This is a genomic window from Delftia sp. WSY_7, from assembly GCF_043104845.1.
In the GTDB taxonomy this organism is placed as follows: Bacteria; Pseudomonadota; Gammaproteobacteria; order Burkholderiales; family Burkholderiaceae_C; genus Comamonas; species Comamonas tsuruhatensis.
The window spans coordinates 121881-138329 of record NZ_JBICLB010000056.1 but is presented as its reverse complement, the minus strand read 5'-3'; the positions used below and the strand labels follow the sequence as shown (position 1 = coordinate 138329).

The following is a 16449-nucleotide window of genomic DNA, read 5'->3' as shown; positions in this document are numbered from 1 at the left end:
TCCAGGTCAGGTCCAGTACTTCCTGGGTACCGGCTTTCTGGTTGCCCCGGGTGCGCTTTGTGACGTTGCCGTGCACGTCGTATTCAAAGTGCAGGTCTTGGTAGAAGCGCAGGCGGTTGTCGCCCACCACGCCAAGAGTGGTGTCCACGGGCTGGCCGTCTTTGCCGGGGATGGAGTCCAGCAGGTTGCCGGCAGGGTCGAAGGCAAACAGCTCGCGGGCCAGAGGGCTGCCTTGTGCGGGCAGGCTGGCGAGGATGCGGCCCGTGGGGTCGTAGCGGAAGTCCTGGCGGCCGCGCAGGGAGTCGGCACGGGCGATGAGCTGGCCTGCGGCGTCGTAGGCGTAGCCACGCTCCAGCGTTGCGTTGGAGTTGCCGGGCCGGATCACGTGGCCGCTGCCTTGCAGCGCGGCGCGGTGGCGCAGCAGACGCCCGGCCGGATCCCAGTCGTAGCGGCTGGACAGTGCGCCCTGGCTGCGGCGCACTTCGCGGTGCAGGGCGTCGCGTTCCATGTCGGCGATGACCTGGTGCGCCGCCGGAGGCTGGTCAGGGCCTTGCGCTGGAGCGATGTTGATCTGGTGCAGGTGGCCCGAGCCATAGAACAGCCAGTGCAGGGTGCGGCCATCCGGCATGCGGGTGTGGGTGCGGTTGCCAAGTTCGTCGTAGCCGTGCGAGAGGCTGCGTTGCAGCTTGTGGCGGGCCTGGCCTGTGGCATTGCCGAGAGCCTGCAGGGTCTGGGTCTCGCTGAGCAATTGGCCCACGGGGTCATAGGCAAAGGCCAGGTGGGAGGCGGCGTTGCTGGCCTGGGTCAGGCGGCCCAGGGCGTCGTAGCGGTAGGTGGTTTCTTCCAAGGGGCCGGTGTGGCCCAGGGCGCGCTTGGCCAGCAGACGGCCCAGGGCATCGCGCTCGAAGCAGGTGACCTTGCCGGGCCCGGCGTCGCTGCCGCCGGCTTCGATGACGTGGGTGAGCTCGCCGGCGGCGTTGTAGATGTAGCGCTGCCAGCGGCCGTCGAAGCCGACTTCGTCGGTGAGCTGGTCGCGCAGGTCGTAGCGGAAGTGGGTGCGGGCGTGGTTCTCGTTGTCCAGGGCAATGAGGCGGCCGGCGCGGTCGTAGTGGTAGGCGAGGCTGCGGCCTGCGGCGTCAATCCGGGTGAGCGGGCGGCCCATGCCGTCGTAGGTGTAGCGGGTGCTCTGGCCCATGGGGTCGGTGTAGGCCAGCAGGTGGCCTTCGCCGTTCCAGGCGTAGAGGTGGATGGGGGTGGTGGGCTGGCTGCCTGGGGCTGCGGGGCTGGATGGCTCGATGACACGTATCAGCTGGCCCGCATCGTTGTATTCGTAGCGGGTCTGCTGGCCCAGCGCATCGGTGCGCAGCACGGGCTGGCCCAGGGCGTCGTAGGCGAAGCGCGTGGTCTGGCCCGAGCAGTCGGTGTAGGCCACAAGGCGGTCGGCCTCATCCCAGGCCAGGCGCTTGGAGCCTCCCTTGGCGTCAATGACTTCCACGGTGCGGCCCCGGGCGTCATGGCGGTAGCGCGTGGTGCGGCCCAGCGGGTCGGTGGCTTGCACAAGGTGGCCGCGGCCGTCGTATTCCTGATGCCATTCATGGCCCAGGGCGTCGCGCAGCGTGGTGACCAGGTCCAGCGGGTTGTATTGCAGCGTGGTGGCATGGCCCATGGCGTCGATGATCTGGACCAGGTTGCCGCGTGCATCGCGGCGCAGGGTGGTGCGGCGGCCCAGGGGGTCTATGCGGCCTGTGGAGGCGCCGGTGGCATCGGTGGGGGTCTGCTCGATGATCTGTTCGGGCGTGCCTTCCGCGATGACGGTGGCAATGATGTTGAAGCGCGCATCCCAGTGGTAGGCGGTGGTGCGGCCCAGGCCGTCGGTGTGGCGCGTGACACGCTCATGGGGCAGGTAGGTGAAGCGGTCGTCGTCCTGGCCGGGTACCGGCGTGTCGGCGCACCAGGAGCGCAGCACGCGGCCCTGGGGTCCTTCGATGTCGTACTGGGCGAAGTAGCGATGCCCGCTGGATTTGCGGTAGCCCACCAGCACGCCGGAGCGCCAGGCGTATTGGCGGTAGGGCTGGCTGCCGTGGTGCGTGGAGATGAGCTGGCCCTGGGCGTCGTAGGCGTACTGGGCCAGGGTCTGCGGGGCGTGCTCTGGGGCATGCAGGACCACGGCAGTCAGGCGTGCGCCGGCAAAGGCGTCCTGCGGCAAGGTGCCTGGCGCGCTCCAGTGCAGGTGCAGGCGGCGGCCTGCGGTGTCGCTCAGGCCGGCGAGCAGGGGGCGGGCAAAGGGTGCGTGTGGCTTGCCCTGTGTGGCGGGGGCAGCACCCTGGCCTGCGGCGTAGCGTGCACTCCAGGTCTGCGTTGTGGCGGGTTCGTCCGAGCCCAGGGCGTATTTCCAATGCAATTGCACGGTGTTGCCGTCGCGGTCCTGGAGCGCGGCCAGCGGCAGGCGCCATTGCTCGGGTGCTTCGCGGCGGAAGAGGCGGGACAGGCCTTCCTTGTAGGTGATGGCCCAGAGGTCGGGCTCCGGGTGGCTGAGCGTGAACTTTTCATAGATGTCGAAATGCTCGGCTCCCACGGCCAGGGAGGGCAATGTGACGTACAGGCCTGTGTCGTCTGCCAGCACGCAGCCATCGGCCGACAGGCGCAGTTCCTGCGTGAATTCATGGCTCCAGCCCCGGCCCCAGGGACTTTCTTCGGCAAGGCCCGAGATGTAGCGGCGCCGCCAGACGATGGGGATGGGGCCTGCGAGGGTGAAATCGGTTTCGTCCAGGTGCTTCTGCCCGGTGGAAAGAATCACGGGAAAACGCGTGGCGCACTGCGAGCAGGGGCCCTTGCCATCGGGCTTCTTGGTGTCGCTGTGTTCGGTGGTGGGGTGCTGATCGCTGTTGCCCTGGCTTTTGGTTTTGCGCTTGAATTTACCTGCCAGTGCCAACAGCAAGGCCATGCCGCTGCCCATGAGCCACAGCGCCAGTTGCATGCGGGCATGTTCCATTTGGGCAGGTGTCATCTCCGTGCCCCAGTTGGCCGTGATGTTGCGGATTTCCTCGGCCGCTTGTATTGCCGCCTGGCCGGTGCCCACGGCGCGGTCCACCATGACGGCGCCCCCTACGGCCTGACCCAGGACAGGGACGCCTTGCACGGCAGTGGCTCCGATGGAGACGGCCAGGCCCATGTAGGTTTCTGGGTCCTTGAGCATTGCCAGCAATTCCTCGGCCTGGGCCTGACCGGCCGCGCTGAAATGCCGCAATTCCATGCCGGTCAGCACGTTTTTGCCGTTCTCGATCATCTTGGCGGTTTCAGGCGCCAGTTTGATCAGGATGGCATTGGTCAGCGTGGTGACGCCGTTGACCACCATTTCGCCCGCTTCATGGACGACGGACTTGACGTAGGTGACGTGCTGGTTGACGTGGTCCTTGACCTTGGTGAACAGGCCCACGATGACACTGACGGGATCGTGCTTGCCGGTATCCATGGCGCCGTAGCGGTTGGCCATGTCGGTGCCGTATTCCTTGACGGTGCCCAGCGGGACCTTGATGGCGCTGCTGTTGTTGGAGTGCCAGGCCACGCCGGGGTCGCCCTTGGGCTTGAGGTGGACCGGGGTGGCCGGGTCGAAGGTCCAGGCGTTGGCGGTCTGGGTGATGGCGCCATCGCCGCCGCTGAAGATGTGCGTGCCCATGGTGTTCAGGACTCCTTGCTTTGCAGAAAACGGGCCGAGTAGGTCTGCGTTGCGGCGCCGTTGCTGCTGTTGAGAGGGTGTGCTTTGCCCGTGGGCCCGGTACGGAGGGTGCGAATGGTGCGTTCCAGCGCCACGGCGGCCACTTCCTCGCCTTCATCCAGCACCCAGCTGAGGATGGAGTTGGGCGGGCGTGCATCGTGGCGAAGGCGCTGGGCGGCCAGGGCCCAGTGCAAGGGGCCGGTGGCGGCGCCGACCTGGCCGGTCATGGCTGCAGGCTCCCAGGTATCTGGCTGGAAGCTGCCGTCCAGCCGAGCCCGTGCCATGACCTGGATGGCCGCGCGCCAGTCCGATCCGTCGAAATCGGAAACGGCGCAGCCCACGTGTTCCTCCTTCCAGCCCGCGCCGTCGAGGGCGCCGCGCAGCACCTCGGCCAAAGGCGCTGCATCGGCCCGCTGGTGTGGCAGGCGATGGGGGCCGGCGCCGCGTGCCAGGGAGGGGACATGCAGCACCAGATGGCGGTCATCCCGGTAGGTCGTGTCTGGCGCGGCCTGCAGCAGCAGGGCGGCAGCCGCCTCTCCGGCAATGCAGCCCTGTGGGCGGCTGTCGGTCAACAGGCCTGCCTGGGCATGGGCTTGCACCAGGGTGGCTTCGTCCAGCAGGCTGTCTACCGCCAGCAGCAAGGCATGGTCATCGGCTGCGGTGGGCCGGCCCAGGGTCTGCAAGGCGCCATAGCCGGCGCCATGTCCTCCGAAGACTGGGGTCAGGGGAATGCTGATCAGGGGGGCCGACGCTTTGGGGCCTGCCCAGCGTTCCAGCGCGGCAAGTGTCTGGCGCCACAGTGCAGCGGCCTCGTCACCGGACACGCGCATGGGCAATGCCAGCACGATGCGGTGTGGCAGTGCGACCGGGGCGTCGGCGGGCCGGCTTTGCACGTCCGCAATGAGGTCGGCCAGTGCCGCGCCCAGCAGCTTGGCCAGGCGTGCCGTCTGCTGCTCGCCTTCGGTGATCTCAGGACAGGGGGCGATGGTGACGGGATGGGGGCTGACGGCTGCAACGACGAGTTTGCGCATGCGCTTTTGCATGCCGACCCAGGAGGCGGCCGACTGCCAGGCGCTGGTGCCGATGCAGGTGACTGCCCCGGCATGCTGGATGCGCCACAGGCAGGGGGATGAGGGTGGTGTGTTCGAGGAGGCCATGCGGGAACTCATTGCGGGGCGGCGGGGACCGCGGGGGCGTTTTCATGGGCCCAGAGATGGACCACGGCGATGCGTTCCTGCGCGGCAAGGGGCAGCAGGGCGCGCCAGACCAGCGAGGCATCGGCTTGCTCCGTGTCCACGGCCAGCGTGTCCCAACGCAGCTCCTGGGGCAGCAAAAGCGTGCCGCCCGCAGTCTCAGCCTGTGCCACAAGGGCCACCCGTGGCCAGACGAAACGCATCAGCGGCTCGGTGCCCATGTGGTGCAGTGCCAGTACGTCTCCGGGCCGCGGCGACTCGGCCAGCTGCAGCGATTGCGGTGCGGCGTTGCGGTGGCGTGGATCATGGTCCAGGGGCAACAGCGGTGCGCGGCTCTGGCGCCAGGCGTCGTCGAAGCTGCCCTGCAGCGCGCGGCGCGGCTGGTGGTGGGCAGGCACCAGGCCCAGGCCAAGGGCCTGTTCCGCCACGGTGTCATCCCAGTACCTGAGCGGTTTGTCCAGCGCCTGCATCCATGGCAGGGGCGCCGAGGCGGCCTGCGCCGCCGTGCCGTAGAAACCCATGCCGTCCGGGTTGTGCTCGTCCACCAGGCTGTTGCCCCTGGCGTCCAGCGTTTGTCCTCCAAAGGCAAACGGCCGCAGCAGCGGGATGCGCAATGACGGCCCCAGCTCACTGGCCTTCAACTGGCCAAAGTCCTTGATCCATATCCGTGGGCTGAATGCCCTCAGTGCGGCCAGGCGGTGCTGGCGGCCCTGGCGCTCATAGTCCACGGCGACGTCGATGCTGGAGGCCGGGCGCCCGTTCGGCGATACGGCGCAGGCGTCGAGCAGCAGGTCGAACCAGGGTTTGGGAGGCACATGCTCCGGTTCGCAGATCGGCCAGGGTTGCTGTGCACGCGGCTGAAGCACCTGGGCCTGGAACTCGTCCCTGGCAAGACTGCCCAGGGGGCGCAGCAGGCCGGCGCGGTGGATGGGGCGCTGGCGCTCGGCCGGCCGCAGCCTGGGCAGGTTCGTGGCGCCGGCGGCCAGCTCCCAGGTTCCCTTGGCGACGAGGGCCAGCGAGTGCACGCCCTGCGCGTCCGTATGGGGAAAGGCCTGGGCAGCGAACGGGGTGTTGTTGAGGATGCTGCAGTTCATTGCGCCGTCCCGTCGTCTTCCAGGCTGCTGATGAGCTGGATCGTCTCTACGGCAGTCATCTGCCGCCGGGCATGGTCTTCGTGGGACAACGGGAACGGCCGGCCGGTGCGGGCCGCATGCTCCACATACAGCCAGCGGCGCAGGCCGTGGCCTACGTCAAAGGCTTCCTCGAGCGGCAGCACGGTGTGCAGTGGCCGACCCGCACGCAGGCGGATGCCGTCCAGCGGCCAGAGAAGCTCCTTGAGCGCGGGATCTGTCCAATCGCCGATCTGCCCGGGCTCCAGCGCCTGGCAACCATTGGCGGCAAAGACCTCGCAGGCCAGGGTGCGCAGCGCGGCGGTGCGGGCGGGAGCCTGCCCGTGTGTATGGGTGAGCTCGCCTGGCACTTTGCCAAACACCAGCCGCAGCAGATCGCGCTCTGCGGCTGTGACCGGCCTGTCCTGTTGCTCGATGAAGCGCAGTGTCGGCAGCAGGCCTTGAAGACGGCCGGCAAGGGCCACCGTGCGCAGTACGGTGTCGGGGGGCAGACGCAGGCCCTGGGTGACGGCCGAAAGCGCCTGCTCAGGCTGGCGCGCGGTCCACAGCGCCATGGCGGTGTCCGTTGCCGAGGCCCAGAGTCCTGGGTGGGATTCCTCCGTGGGGCCATCGTTGGCGGTGAGTCGCTCGATGTAGCGCGCAAGCTCCCGCTGCAGCAGGCTCCCACCGGCTACGCACAGGATCTCCAGCGCACGGCGCTGCAGCGCCAGGTCATGGCCTTGCAGTACGGCGGCCAGCCGGGGCGCGGCCTGATCGGGCAACTGGCCCATGCGGGCGCAGGCCAGCAGGCAGGCTTCAGTGTCCGCACCCCGCCTGGCCGCTGCGTGTACCGCGTCAAGGTGGCTTGGCAGGGCCAGCAGGCCGGCCAGCTCCACGCCCAGGGCCTGCAGGCGGTCGTCGCCCGATGCCAGCAGGTGGACGCAGGTGTCTTCAGCGGCGTGGAACCACAGGCCATCGCGCACGGCAACGGGATGCTCCGGGAGCAATTGCGCAATCAAGGCAAGCCGTGCTGCGGCATCGGCCTCATGCGCTTCTGAAAGGGCGATGCGGACATGCGCCGAGCCTGCCCGGTCAACCGGCAGTGCCTGTGCGTGGGACGCGGCAGCTTCTTCCTGGGCCACTGTGCCGCCGTAGTAGCGGCATGCCGCCATCAGCATGTCCAGCCGCTGGTCGGTGGCCTTCAATGCCCTGAGTGTGTGTTCGGTCCGCAGCAATGCGGCGCGGCGGCCATAGGCACGGATGGCTGTCGCCAACTGGCGTGACAGCATTGCGGGCAGCGGCGGAGCGGCAGGAGCGCGAAAAAGGGGAGTTGACGTGTTCATTCGGTCGAAGCGAAGGGAAGGGCGTGCGGCGCATGCCGCGTTCGCAGGGGCGTTGCCTTCGGCGGCCTGGTCAGTTGAGTTCGATGGAGCCACCTTCGAGACGGTGGGTTTCGACGGCGGCAGCCGTGATGGTCTGGCCCCGGATCTGTACTTGCCCATCACGGGTGAACTGCAGTCGCGTGTCGGCGCAATGGATGAGCACGCTTTGCACGGCTTGCAGCTCCAGGCTGGCCACGCGCAGGCTCAGGGCACCGCTGGCGCGGTCGAATTCCCAGGGCGGGCAGGCCGGTGCCTGCACTGCGGGCCAGGCGGCGACGATCAAGGGGGCAAGGTCGTGCTGCCCCGCCTCGGGACTGGGCATTGCGACCAGTACGTGCTGTCCGCTCACCAGTCTGGGCAGGTGGGTGGACGCGACCGCCTGCCACTGCTGGCCAAGGCACTCGATGGTGATGCTTCCATCGTCTTGCTGGGGTTGCAGAACCTGTGCGGGCTGCAGGCCAGATGCCGTGGGGATGGCCTGTGCCTGGGCCGGGCGTTGGAGTGCGGTCATGGGTGTGCTCCTTGAAGACTGGGGTGCTGTTGGGTGTGGCCGGGGCCGTGGCGTGGATCAGTTTTCATGGATGCCGCCGGAACTGGTGGTGACATCGTTGGCACCGATGAGCTGGATGCTGTTGCCATTGACGGTGATGGTTCCGTCTGCCTTGAGCACAAGGCTGCTGCTGCCCACGGTGATGGCGACGCTTTGCGCGTCCATGGTGATGTTGGAGCCGCCGCCGCCACCACCCGAGCCGCTTTCGGACGGCGCAACCACATTGCTTGCGAGACCGCCGCCTGCGGAAGATCCGCCGCCACCGCCGCCCCCAACGGTCAGCGAATACGTGGTGCCGACCGTGGTTGTCTTGGTGCTGCCAACCGTGGTGGACTGGCTGCTGCCCACGCTGGTGGTCTGGGTGCTGCCGACGATGGTGGCCATGATGGCGCCCACGTTCAGGTTGTAGGCGACGCCGACGTTTTCCATGCGCCCCACGCCCACGTTCTGCATGTAGGCGATGCCGATGGTCTCGGTCTTCATCTTGCCCACCTTGATCGACCAGTTGTTGCCGATCTTGTCCTTCTCGTTGCGGCCTATGGTCTTGCTGCGGTTCTTGCCGATGGAGATGTTCTCGTCGATGCCAACGTCTTCATTGCGGTTGTCGCCGATGCTGATCTTCTCGTTGTGGTCCACCCGCTCCGTGCGGTTGTTGTGCACGGTGATGGTCTCGTCACGGTCCACGGTCTCGGTGCGGTCGCGGTGGATGACGTTGGTCTCGTCCCGGTCGATGGTCTTGCGCCGGTCGTTGCCCACCCATTTGTCCTCGTCGTTCTCGACTTCGGTGAGCTGGTCCTTCTGCGCGTGCAGCCAAAGCTGCTCTTGCCCAGCCTTGTCCTCGAAGCGGATGGCGTTGGCGTCGCCCTGGCCGTTCTTCATGCCCGCGCCTGGGGCGCCGCCCTTGCTCGACCGGGTCTTGATGCCCGATTGCGTGGCGTTGGCCGGCAGTGCCCAGGGCGGCATGTTGGAGGCGTTGTAGACGCAGCCCATGACGATGGGGTGGTCAGGATCCCCGTTGAGGAAGTCCACGATGACTTCCATGCCGATGCGCGGGATGTGCACGGCGCCAAAGCCCGGCCCGGCCCAACTGGTGGCCACGCGCATCCAGCAGCTGGAGTTCTCGTTCATGCCGCCGATGCGATCCCAGTGGAACTGCACCTTGACGCGGCCGTACTGGTCGCACCAGATCTCTTCGCCTGCGGGGCCCACGACGACGGCGGTCTGCGGGCCCGTGGTACGTGGTTTGGCGGTGATGCGCTGGGGCTTGAAGGGAAGGCTGGTGGGCTGGGCCTGGAGCACGAATTTCTGCACCGAGCCTTCGCCGCTGCCGCCGTCGCTGACGCGCGGGTTCTCCTCGAAGGCATAGTCGACCGCCGTGACCAGGTAGGTCTGGTTCTGGTCGCCGCGCGGATAGTTGTCCAGCGTGAAGGTGTAGCCCGGCGCCATGGCGCGGTGGTTGGAGCGGCCCTGCACCGTGCTCTGGCGCGTGAGGCTTTGCTGCAGGCGCACGCGGATGTAGTCCTCGCCGTCGCCGGTCTCGGTGTAGCCGCCCGGCCATTCGTAGATCTCGTAGGCGTCGTGCGCGTGGCCGGGCGGGTTGCGGCGCATGTTGGACAGCTCGGCGCGGGGCTTCTTGAAGTCGTAGTCGTCGTTGTAGTGCCGGCCAGGCTTGACGCGCTGGTGCAGTTCCCAGGCGTGTATGCATTCCTCGCGCGCCACGGCGGCCTTGCCCGGCGGGTGGAAGGGGATGACGGCGCCGCCCTGCAGCGGGTCGTGCGAGGCGATGACATCGTCGCCCAATGTCAGCACATGCTGACCCGCGCTGTGCTGGTGGTAGTAGCAGATGCCCTCGTGCTCCATGAGGCGCGAGACGAACTGGAAGTCCGTCTCGTTGTACTGCACGCAGTACTCCCAGGTGCGGTAGGAGCGCGTCAGGCGCTGCTGCATGGGGTGGCCGTAGATGCCCAGGACCTCGTTGATGATGTCCGGCACCGTCTTGTTCTGGAAGATGCGGAAGTCGCTGCGGCGCGTGGCCAGCCACAGCCAGGGCGACAGGCGTGCGCGGTACAGGAAGTTGCGGTGCTCGTCCTGGCCGCGCATGCCAAAGGCAGTGACCAGGCCGTCGATGTAGCGCTTGCCGCCGTCCTGGGTCTCCACCACCACGGTGGCGCCCTTGCCCAGCAGGGCCTTGGGGTCGATGCTGTCGTCCTCGCTGAGCAGGTCGATCTCCAGGGCGAACAGATGGCTGATTTCCTCGCGACCCTGCAGCCGGCGCAGCTGCAGCTGGTCTGCCAGGGGGGTGTTGATGGTGACTCTGCGTGTCATGGTGTCGGTTCTCGCGGTGCTTGGGGTGGAAGAGGGGTCGGGGCTTCAGGCCTGGATGGCAGGGCCTGGGTGCGCCGGTCGATGAAGGGCTTGCATGGGGTGGCTGGAAGGTCCTTTGCTGCTATCGGGCTGCGTACACCAGCCCCGGACGGGCGCCGTCGGCGTCATCCTGGGCGCCATCCATGACAGGGGCGCTGTCGAAGGACTGGCCCAGCGCAACGAACTGGTAGTTGCCGCGCCGGTTGGTGAAAACCGCCAGGCCGTCCGGCGTCAGGGCTACGTTGAACCAGTCGTTGTCTGTTCCGGGCTGGTCCGGGTCCAGCGTGCGGGACTGGCTCCGGGCCAGCACGCTGCCGGCCAGGCTCGCCTGGTTCAACACCCGGGTCTGCCGGCCATCCGCGCCATACAGCCGCAGCTCCCCGGTGGCTTCGACCTTAACTGGCGTAGCGAGGGCAACCCGCATCTGGTCGGTGCTGGACGAGCAGCCCGCTGCCAGCGCGCTGGCAGCCATGACTGCACAAGTCACGAAACGGGCGGGGGTCAGGTGCGGTGGCATGGCGGCAAGGGCTTGTGGGTCTAGCGCGACGCCTGCGCGGTGCGGCTGCGATCCAGGTGGAGCACGGCGGCGTCCAGCAGCGGGTCGCCGCCGGCCTGGATAGAGGCGGTGAAGGCCGCGTCCACGGGCACGCGCAGGCGCGGGGTCACGCCTTGGGCCTGTGCAGCGGGGTTGTTGCCGCCAGCGGGGCCGGTTTCTGCGAGCAGGGGGACTTGCACGATGAAGCCGGCCGGCAGGTGCACGCGCGTGGCGGGGCCGGTGGCGCCAGCCGTGGCGCTGGTGGCGACGATGTCGGCACGTTGGCTGTGCTGCAGCCAGGCGGCGAACAGTTCGCAGGGGCCTGCGCAGCCCGGGCCGGTGAGCACGGCGATGGGGGCCGTGAAGGGCGTGCCCGAGGCGGCCAGCGGCAGCTGGGCCGGCAGGCCCAGGCCGCCACGGCTGCGCCAGACGCGGGCGGCGGGGTCGAACAGTCGCTGGGCGGCGTCCTGCATGCGCAGTGGCTTGTCGCGTGTGTAGAGCGAGGCCAGCATGTGGGGCAGCAGCTGGTAGGCATCGTCGCCCCGGTGGGCGCGCAGGTCGATGACCAGGCCCGTGACCCTGGCCTGGGTGGCGGCGGCCAGGGCGCTTTCCCAGCGGCTGAGCTGGCCGGTGGCGCCGTCGGCAAAGCTGTCGAGGGCGATGTAGGCCAGGTTGCCGCCCTGGGCGCTGCGCAGCAGGAAGGAGGCGAGGGCGGGCTCGGCCGCAGGCAGGGCCGTGGTTGCGGCGGGGGCGGCGTCCAGGCGCAGGGTCTGCTCCTGGCTGGCCGGGGGCGCGCCGGCTGCGGTGCGCAGGCTCAGCGTGGCGGGCGTGCCCAGGTCCAGCGCCAGCAGGTCGGCGCGGCGTGCGTCGGCACCGGCGCGCAGCGAGGCGGGGGCAATGCGGTCCAGGTAGCGGGTCGGGCTTTCCCCTTCGATGGCGAGGATGTCGCTGCCGGGCTGCAGGCCCGCCTTGGCGGCGGCTGAGCCTGGCGCCACGCTGGTGATGGCGATGCGGCCGTCCTCGCGCAGCCAGGTGCGCGGCATGGGCAGGTTGACGCTGCCGCGTGCCAGCAGCTGCGGGGACAGGCCCCGGTCTGTGCGGGCGGGCCAGGCCTGGCCGCCGGGCAGCAGAACGCGGTATTGGCCGTCGCCCAGGCGCTGGCCCATTTCTGCCAGGGCCTGGGCCTGTGCGGCGCTGTCGCCGCGCTCGGCGGCGGTCTGCAGGCGCTGGCCGTAGTCGGCACGCAGCTTGCCTGCATCAAAGCCGCTGGCAGCGGCCAGCGGGTGGCGCTCGGCAATGAGGCCGATGAGGGCCTGGGCCGCATCGCCCGCGCCCAGGCGGGACAGGTCGATGTCCTGCGCGGGCTGGACGGCATGGAAGGCCAGGGCGATTTCCCGGGCGCGGTCGAAGCGCAGGCCCTGCGGCTCCAGCGTGACCACGGTGTAGCCGCGCGGCAGGGTGACCATGGGGTCGTCGGCGGTGAACAGGCGTCCGTCGGCGCCAAAGCCGGAAGGGAAGCGCTGCGTGGCATCGCTGGCCCAGACCAGCAGCTTGCCGCCCGTGGGCTCCAGGATGTCGCCGCTTTGGCGCGGCCATTCGGTGCGCACCGAGCTGGCGCGCAGCATGGCGTGCTGCTCTATGGCGTCCAGGCTGCGCCGGCCCGCGCGCTGGGGCACGTCGGCATGGACGGACAGGGCGAAGATGCGCACGCCCCGGCCCCCGGGGCGGGCACGGCCGGTGGACAGGTCATAGGTCGTGCCGTCGGGGTCGCCGGGCAGTTCGATGGCCACGCCGGTGCTGTCGCCGCGCGGCAGGGCCAGCCATTGCGACTTGGCCGGCGCCACATGGGCGGCCTGGCGCTGCACGAGGTACGGCCCCTGGTCCATGAGCGCGACCACGGCCTGGCCGCGCCGGGCGCTGTCCGTCCAGGCGTCGCCCAGCACGGCCATGACGCGGCGTGGGCCGCCCTGGTCGTCCTGCACGGGGGCGGCGCCGGAGGGCGGCGACTGTGCCGCCTCGGGCTGGGCCTGGTTGCGTTCCCACCAGGCACGGGCCTCGCTGGCGGCACCGGTGGCCGCGTTGGTGGCCGTGCTGGCTGCGCTGCGGCCGGCCTCCAGCGCCTGCTGGCCGGCCGTGGCGGCGCCCGAGGCCCGCTGCACGGTGTCGGCGGCCTGGCCGATGGCGCCCAGGTCCAGCGCCTGCGCGGCCGGGGCGGCCAGCAGCGCGGCGGCAATCACTGCCGTGGCGGCGCGTGGAAGACGGCGCCCGCTCATGCGGGCTCCGCAGCGCGGGTGCGCACGTCCAGCGTGAAGTCGTCGCCGCTGGCGCCGGCGTGCAGGCTTTGCAGTTCCTGGCCTTGCACGGTGGCCTGCAGGAAGTGGGCAGCCATGCGCGGCAGCAGGTTCTGGGTGAGGATGCCGTCCACCATGCGCGCGCCCGATTCGACCTCGCTGCAGCGGCGGCGCACCAGGTCCACGGCGGCTTCATCGAAGCTGAACTGCGCGCCGTGGCGTTCCTCGATGCGGCGCTGGATGCGCAGCATCTGCAGCCGGATGATCTGCTCCAGCATGGCGTCGGAGATGGGGTAGTAGGGCACGACGGTCAGGCGGCCCAGCAGCGCGGCGGGGAAGGTCTGCAGCAGCGGCTGGCGCACGGCCTGGGCCAGGCCTTCCGGCGTGGGAGCCAGGTCCGGGTCGCGGCACATGTTGGCGATCAGGTCCGAGCCCACGTTGGAGGTCAGGATGATGACGGTGTTCTTGAAGTCGATGTAGCGGCCCTCGCCGTCTTCCATCCAGCCTTTGTCGAAGACCTGGAAGAACATCTCGTGCACGTCGGAGTGGGCCTTCTCGATTTCGTCGAGCAGGACCACGCTGTAGGGGCGGCGGCGCACGGCCTCGGTGAGCACGCCGCCTTCGCCGTAGCCCACGTAGCCGGGCGGCGCGCCCTTGAGGGTGGAGACGGTGTGCGCCTCCTGGAACTCGCTCATGTTGATGGTGATGAGGTTTTGCTCGCCGCCATACAGGGCTTCGGCCAGGGAGAGGGCGGTTTCCGTCTTGCCCACGCCCGAGGGGCCGGCTAGCAGGAAGACGCCGATGGGTTTGTTCGGATCGTCCAGCCGCGCGCGGGAGGTCTGGATGCGGCGCGTGATGGCCTCCAGGCCGTGGCGCTGGCCGATGACGCGCTTCTCCAGCGTGTCTGCCAGCGAGAGCACGGACTGCACCTCGTCACGCACCATGCGGCCCACGGGAATGCCGGTCCACTCGGCCACGACGGCTGCGACCACGCCGGCATCGACCACGGGCTGCAGCAGCGGGGAATCGCCCTGCAGCTCGGCGAGCTGGCGGCGCAGCGCTTCCAGCGAGGCCACGCTGGGTGGCTCGGCAGGTTCGGTTGCGGTGGCTTCGGCGGCCGTTTCCGGCGCCGCAGCGGACGGGTCTGCGGCGGCGCCGGTGGAGAAGACGGCCGGATTCAGGCCCATGAGGGCGGCCTCGGTTTCCAGGATGCGGCGGGCCAGCGCGCTTTCCTGGCCAAAGCGCTCGGCCAGCGTGGCCTGGCGCTCGCGCAGGCCGGCCAGGTCGGTTTCCAGCGCCTGCAGGCGCTCGGCCGTGGGCAGGCCGAGGGCGGCCTCGCGCAGCAGCACTTCCTGCTCTACGCCCAGGGCCTCGATGCGGCGCTGCACGGCTTCCAGCTGGGCGGGCGTGGCATGCAGGGCCATGGCCACGCGCGAGCAGGCCGTGTCCAGCAGGCTGACGGCCTTGTCGGGCAGCTGGCGCGAGGGAATGTAGCGGTGCGACAGGCTGACGGCCGCGGCCACCGCGTCTGCGGCAATGCGCACCTGGTGGTGGTTTTCCAGCTTGGCGGCCACGCCGCGCAGCATGTCCACGGCGCGGGGCTCGTCGGGCTCGTGCACCTGCACCAGCTGGAAGCGGCGGGTCAGGGCCGGGTCTTTTTCGATGTATTTCTTGTACTCGGCCCAGGTGGTGGCGCCGATGGTGCGCAGCGTGCCGCGCGCCAGGGCGGGCTTGAGCAGGTTGGCGGCATCGCCGGTGCCGGCCTGGCCGCCCGCGCCCACCAGGGTGTGGACTTCGTCGATGAAGAGCACGATGGGCGTGGTGCTGGACTGCACGGCGTCCAGCAGGCCGCGCAAGCGGTTCTCGAATTCGCCCTTCATGCTGGCGCCGGCCTGCAGCAGGCCGACGTCCAGCACGCGCAGCTCCACGCCCTGCAGCGGCGGCGGCACATCGCCCTGGGCGATGCGCAGGGCCAGGCCCTCGACCACGGCGGTCTTGCCCACGCCGGCCTCGCCCACCAGGATGGGGTTGTTCTGGCGGCGGCGCAGCAGGATGTCCACCATCTGGCGCACTTCGTCATCGCGGCCCGTGACGGGGTCCAGTTCGCCCGCCTTGGCGCGGGCCGTCAGGTCCACCGTGTACTGCTGCAGCGCACCGCCCTGGCCGGGCGCGGTGCCCGTGGCCTGGCTGGCTTCGCCCGGCGTGCCTTCCAGCCCGCTGCCATCGGCCGCGCGCATGCGTGCCTCGGGCGAGTCGGGCAGCAGGCGGGCGAAGGCGTCGCTGAGCGCGGGCTCGGAGATCTTGTCGAATTCGCGCGAGATGGAGCGCAGCTCATTGGCCAGCGAGCGCGTGCGCACCATGCCCGACAGCAGATAGGCGCTGCGGATCTGGCTGTCGTTGAACATCAGCGTGGCATAGACCCAGCCGCGCTCGATGGCGGTCTCTATGTGCTCGGAGAAGTCGCTGATCGAGGTGGCGCCGCGCGGCAGCTGGTCCAGGCGGCGCAGCACATCGGCGGCCAGGCGGTCGGAGGCGATGTCGAAGTGGCGCAGGATGCGGATCAGGTCGCAATCGTTTTCCTGCAGCAGCTGGTGCAGCCAGTGCACCAGCTCCACATAGGGATTGCCGCGCAGCTTGCAGAACACGGTGGCGCCTTCCAGCGACTTGAACAGCAGCGGGTTGAGCTTGCCGAAGAGGGATTGGCGGCTGATTTCTGTCATGGGTCTTGGGTGCGGAAAAAAGGTGGATGAATGGGGGCCGGGCATGCCGGCTAGCGGAGGGGGCGGACTTCGACCTTGCGGCCCTTGGCCTGGCACTGCGCCAGCAGTCTGTCGACCCAGGCGCGTTCGACGAGGAAGCTGCTGCCGGTGATTTCCTGCGCCGTTTCGCGGACGTCGGCGGCGAGGTGGATGGCCTTGGCTTCGGACAAGGCATCGCCATCCCATTGCGCTTCATCCGGCGATGGTTTGGCGGTGAAGCGGCGCTGCCCCAGATTGGCGATCTGGCAGCCTTCCAGCCAGACCATCCAGACCGACGAGCGCGCAGGGACTGCGCTGCGGTTGTGCTGTTGCACGAAGCAAAAGCGCTGGAGGGCTGAAGGCTTTCCGGGGCCAGTCGATGCCTGGCGGCTCTTCAAATAGATACGCAGGGCGGCTGGAGAAGGAATCAGGGATTGCGCCGGACGCGAGAAATCGAAGGCCCGCCCGCTTTCAGGCGCTGCCAGCAAAGGCAGGGCCGACCCCGCCAGGGTGGCCAGCAGACACCTTGCGAGCAGGCGACGGCCTTGCCTGACACGGCATGGGCCGGGAAA

10 protein-coding genes are annotated in these 16449 nt (G+C 69.2%); all 10 read right to left on the bottom strand.

Annotated elements, in window-relative coordinates; all coding sequences use genetic code 11:
• Positions 1-3676, bottom strand: a 3676-nt coding sequence (locus ACF8ME_RS29400) for a DUF6531 domain-containing protein (protein WP_392419340.1), incomplete at its 3' end; no start/stop codon positions are given.
• A 5-nt stretch (positions 3677-3681) separates the two neighbouring features.
• Positions 3682-4872 (bottom strand): hypothetical protein, encoded by a 1191-nt coding sequence (locus ACF8ME_RS29395; protein ID WP_392419339.1) that lies wholly within the window; start codon positions 4870-4872, stop codon positions 3682-3684.
• An 8-nt stretch (positions 4873-4880) separates the two neighbouring features.
• Positions 4881-6002: a DUF2169 domain-containing protein gene (locus ACF8ME_RS29390; RefSeq protein ID WP_392419338.1), complete on the bottom strand. Its 1122-nt coding sequence runs from the start codon at positions 6000-6002 to the stop codon at positions 4881-4883.
• Complete coding sequence (locus ACF8ME_RS29385) at positions 5999-7291, bottom strand: hypothetical protein (protein ID WP_343740825.1); 1293 nt, start codon at positions 7289-7291, stop codon at positions 5999-6001. Before ACF8ME_RS29385 ends, ACF8ME_RS29390 begins: the two co-directional genes overlap by 4 nt.
• Before the next feature lie 139 nt (positions 7292-7430).
• Positions 7431-7910 carry a hypothetical protein gene (locus ACF8ME_RS29380; RefSeq protein WP_209669197.1) on the bottom strand — a complete coding sequence of 160 codons (480 nt, stop codon included), beginning with the start codon at positions 7908-7910 and terminating at the stop codon, positions 7431-7433.
• Positions 7911-7967: 57 nt separating this feature from the next.
• Positions 7968-10274 carry a type VI secretion system Vgr family protein gene (locus ACF8ME_RS29375; protein WP_160853106.1) on the bottom strand — a complete coding sequence of 769 codons (2307 nt, stop codon included), beginning with the start codon at positions 10272-10274 and terminating at the stop codon, positions 7968-7970.
• Between the two features lie 121 nt (positions 10275-10395).
• The gene (locus ACF8ME_RS29370) at positions 10396-10737 is read right to left on the bottom strand and encodes a hypothetical protein (protein WP_392419337.1); all 342 of its coding nucleotides are present in this window, start codon (positions 10735-10737) and stop codon (positions 10396-10398) included.
• Positions 10738-10850: 113 nt separating this feature from the next.
• Positions 10851-13121, bottom strand: a complete 2271-nt coding sequence (locus ACF8ME_RS29365) for a S41 family peptidase (protein WP_392419336.1) — start codon at positions 13119-13121, stop codon at positions 10851-10853.
• Positions 13118-15859 (bottom strand): type VI secretion system ATPase TssH, encoded by a 2742-nt coding sequence (gene tssH / locus ACF8ME_RS29360; protein WP_392419335.1) that lies wholly within the window; start codon positions 15857-15859, stop codon positions 13118-13120. The genes ACF8ME_RS29365 and tssH overlap by 4 nt, the downstream gene beginning before the upstream one ends.
• A 50-nt stretch (positions 15860-15909) precedes the next feature.
• On the bottom strand, positions 15910-16365 hold the full coding sequence (locus tag ACF8ME_RS29355) for a hypothetical protein (RefSeq protein ID WP_392419334.1): 456 nt from the start codon (positions 16363-16365) through the stop codon (positions 15910-15912).
• Positions 16366-16449 lie beyond the last annotated feature (84 nt).

Bases quoted from the DNA above. Each gene is read 5' to 3' on its own strand.
- ACF8ME_RS29395 (WP_392419339.1), bottom strand. From the start codon at position 4,872: ATGGCCTCCTCGAACACACCACCCTCATCCCCCTGCCTGTGGCGCATC.
- ACF8ME_RS29380 (WP_209669197.1), bottom strand. From the start codon at position 7,910: ATGACCGCACTCCAACGCCCGGCCCAGGCACAGGCCATCCCCACGGCA.
- tssH (WP_392419335.1), bottom strand. From the start codon at position 15,859: ATGACAGAAATCAGCCGCCAATCCCTCTTCGGCAAGCTCAACCCGCTG.
- ACF8ME_RS29365 (WP_392419336.1), bottom strand. From the start codon at position 13,121: ATGAGCGGGCGCCGTCTTCCACGCGCCGCCACGGCAGTGATTGCCGCC.
- ACF8ME_RS29390 (WP_392419338.1), bottom strand. From the start codon at position 6,002: ATGAACTGCAGCATCCTCAACAACACCCCGTTCGCTGCCCAGGCCTTT.
- ACF8ME_RS29370 (WP_392419337.1), bottom strand. From the start codon at position 10,737: ATGCGGGTTGCCCTCGCTACGCCAGTTAAGGTCGAAGCCACCGGGGAG.
- ACF8ME_RS29375 (WP_160853106.1), bottom strand. From the start codon at position 10,274: ATGACACGCAGAGTCACCATCAACACCCCCCTGGCAGACCAGCTGCAG.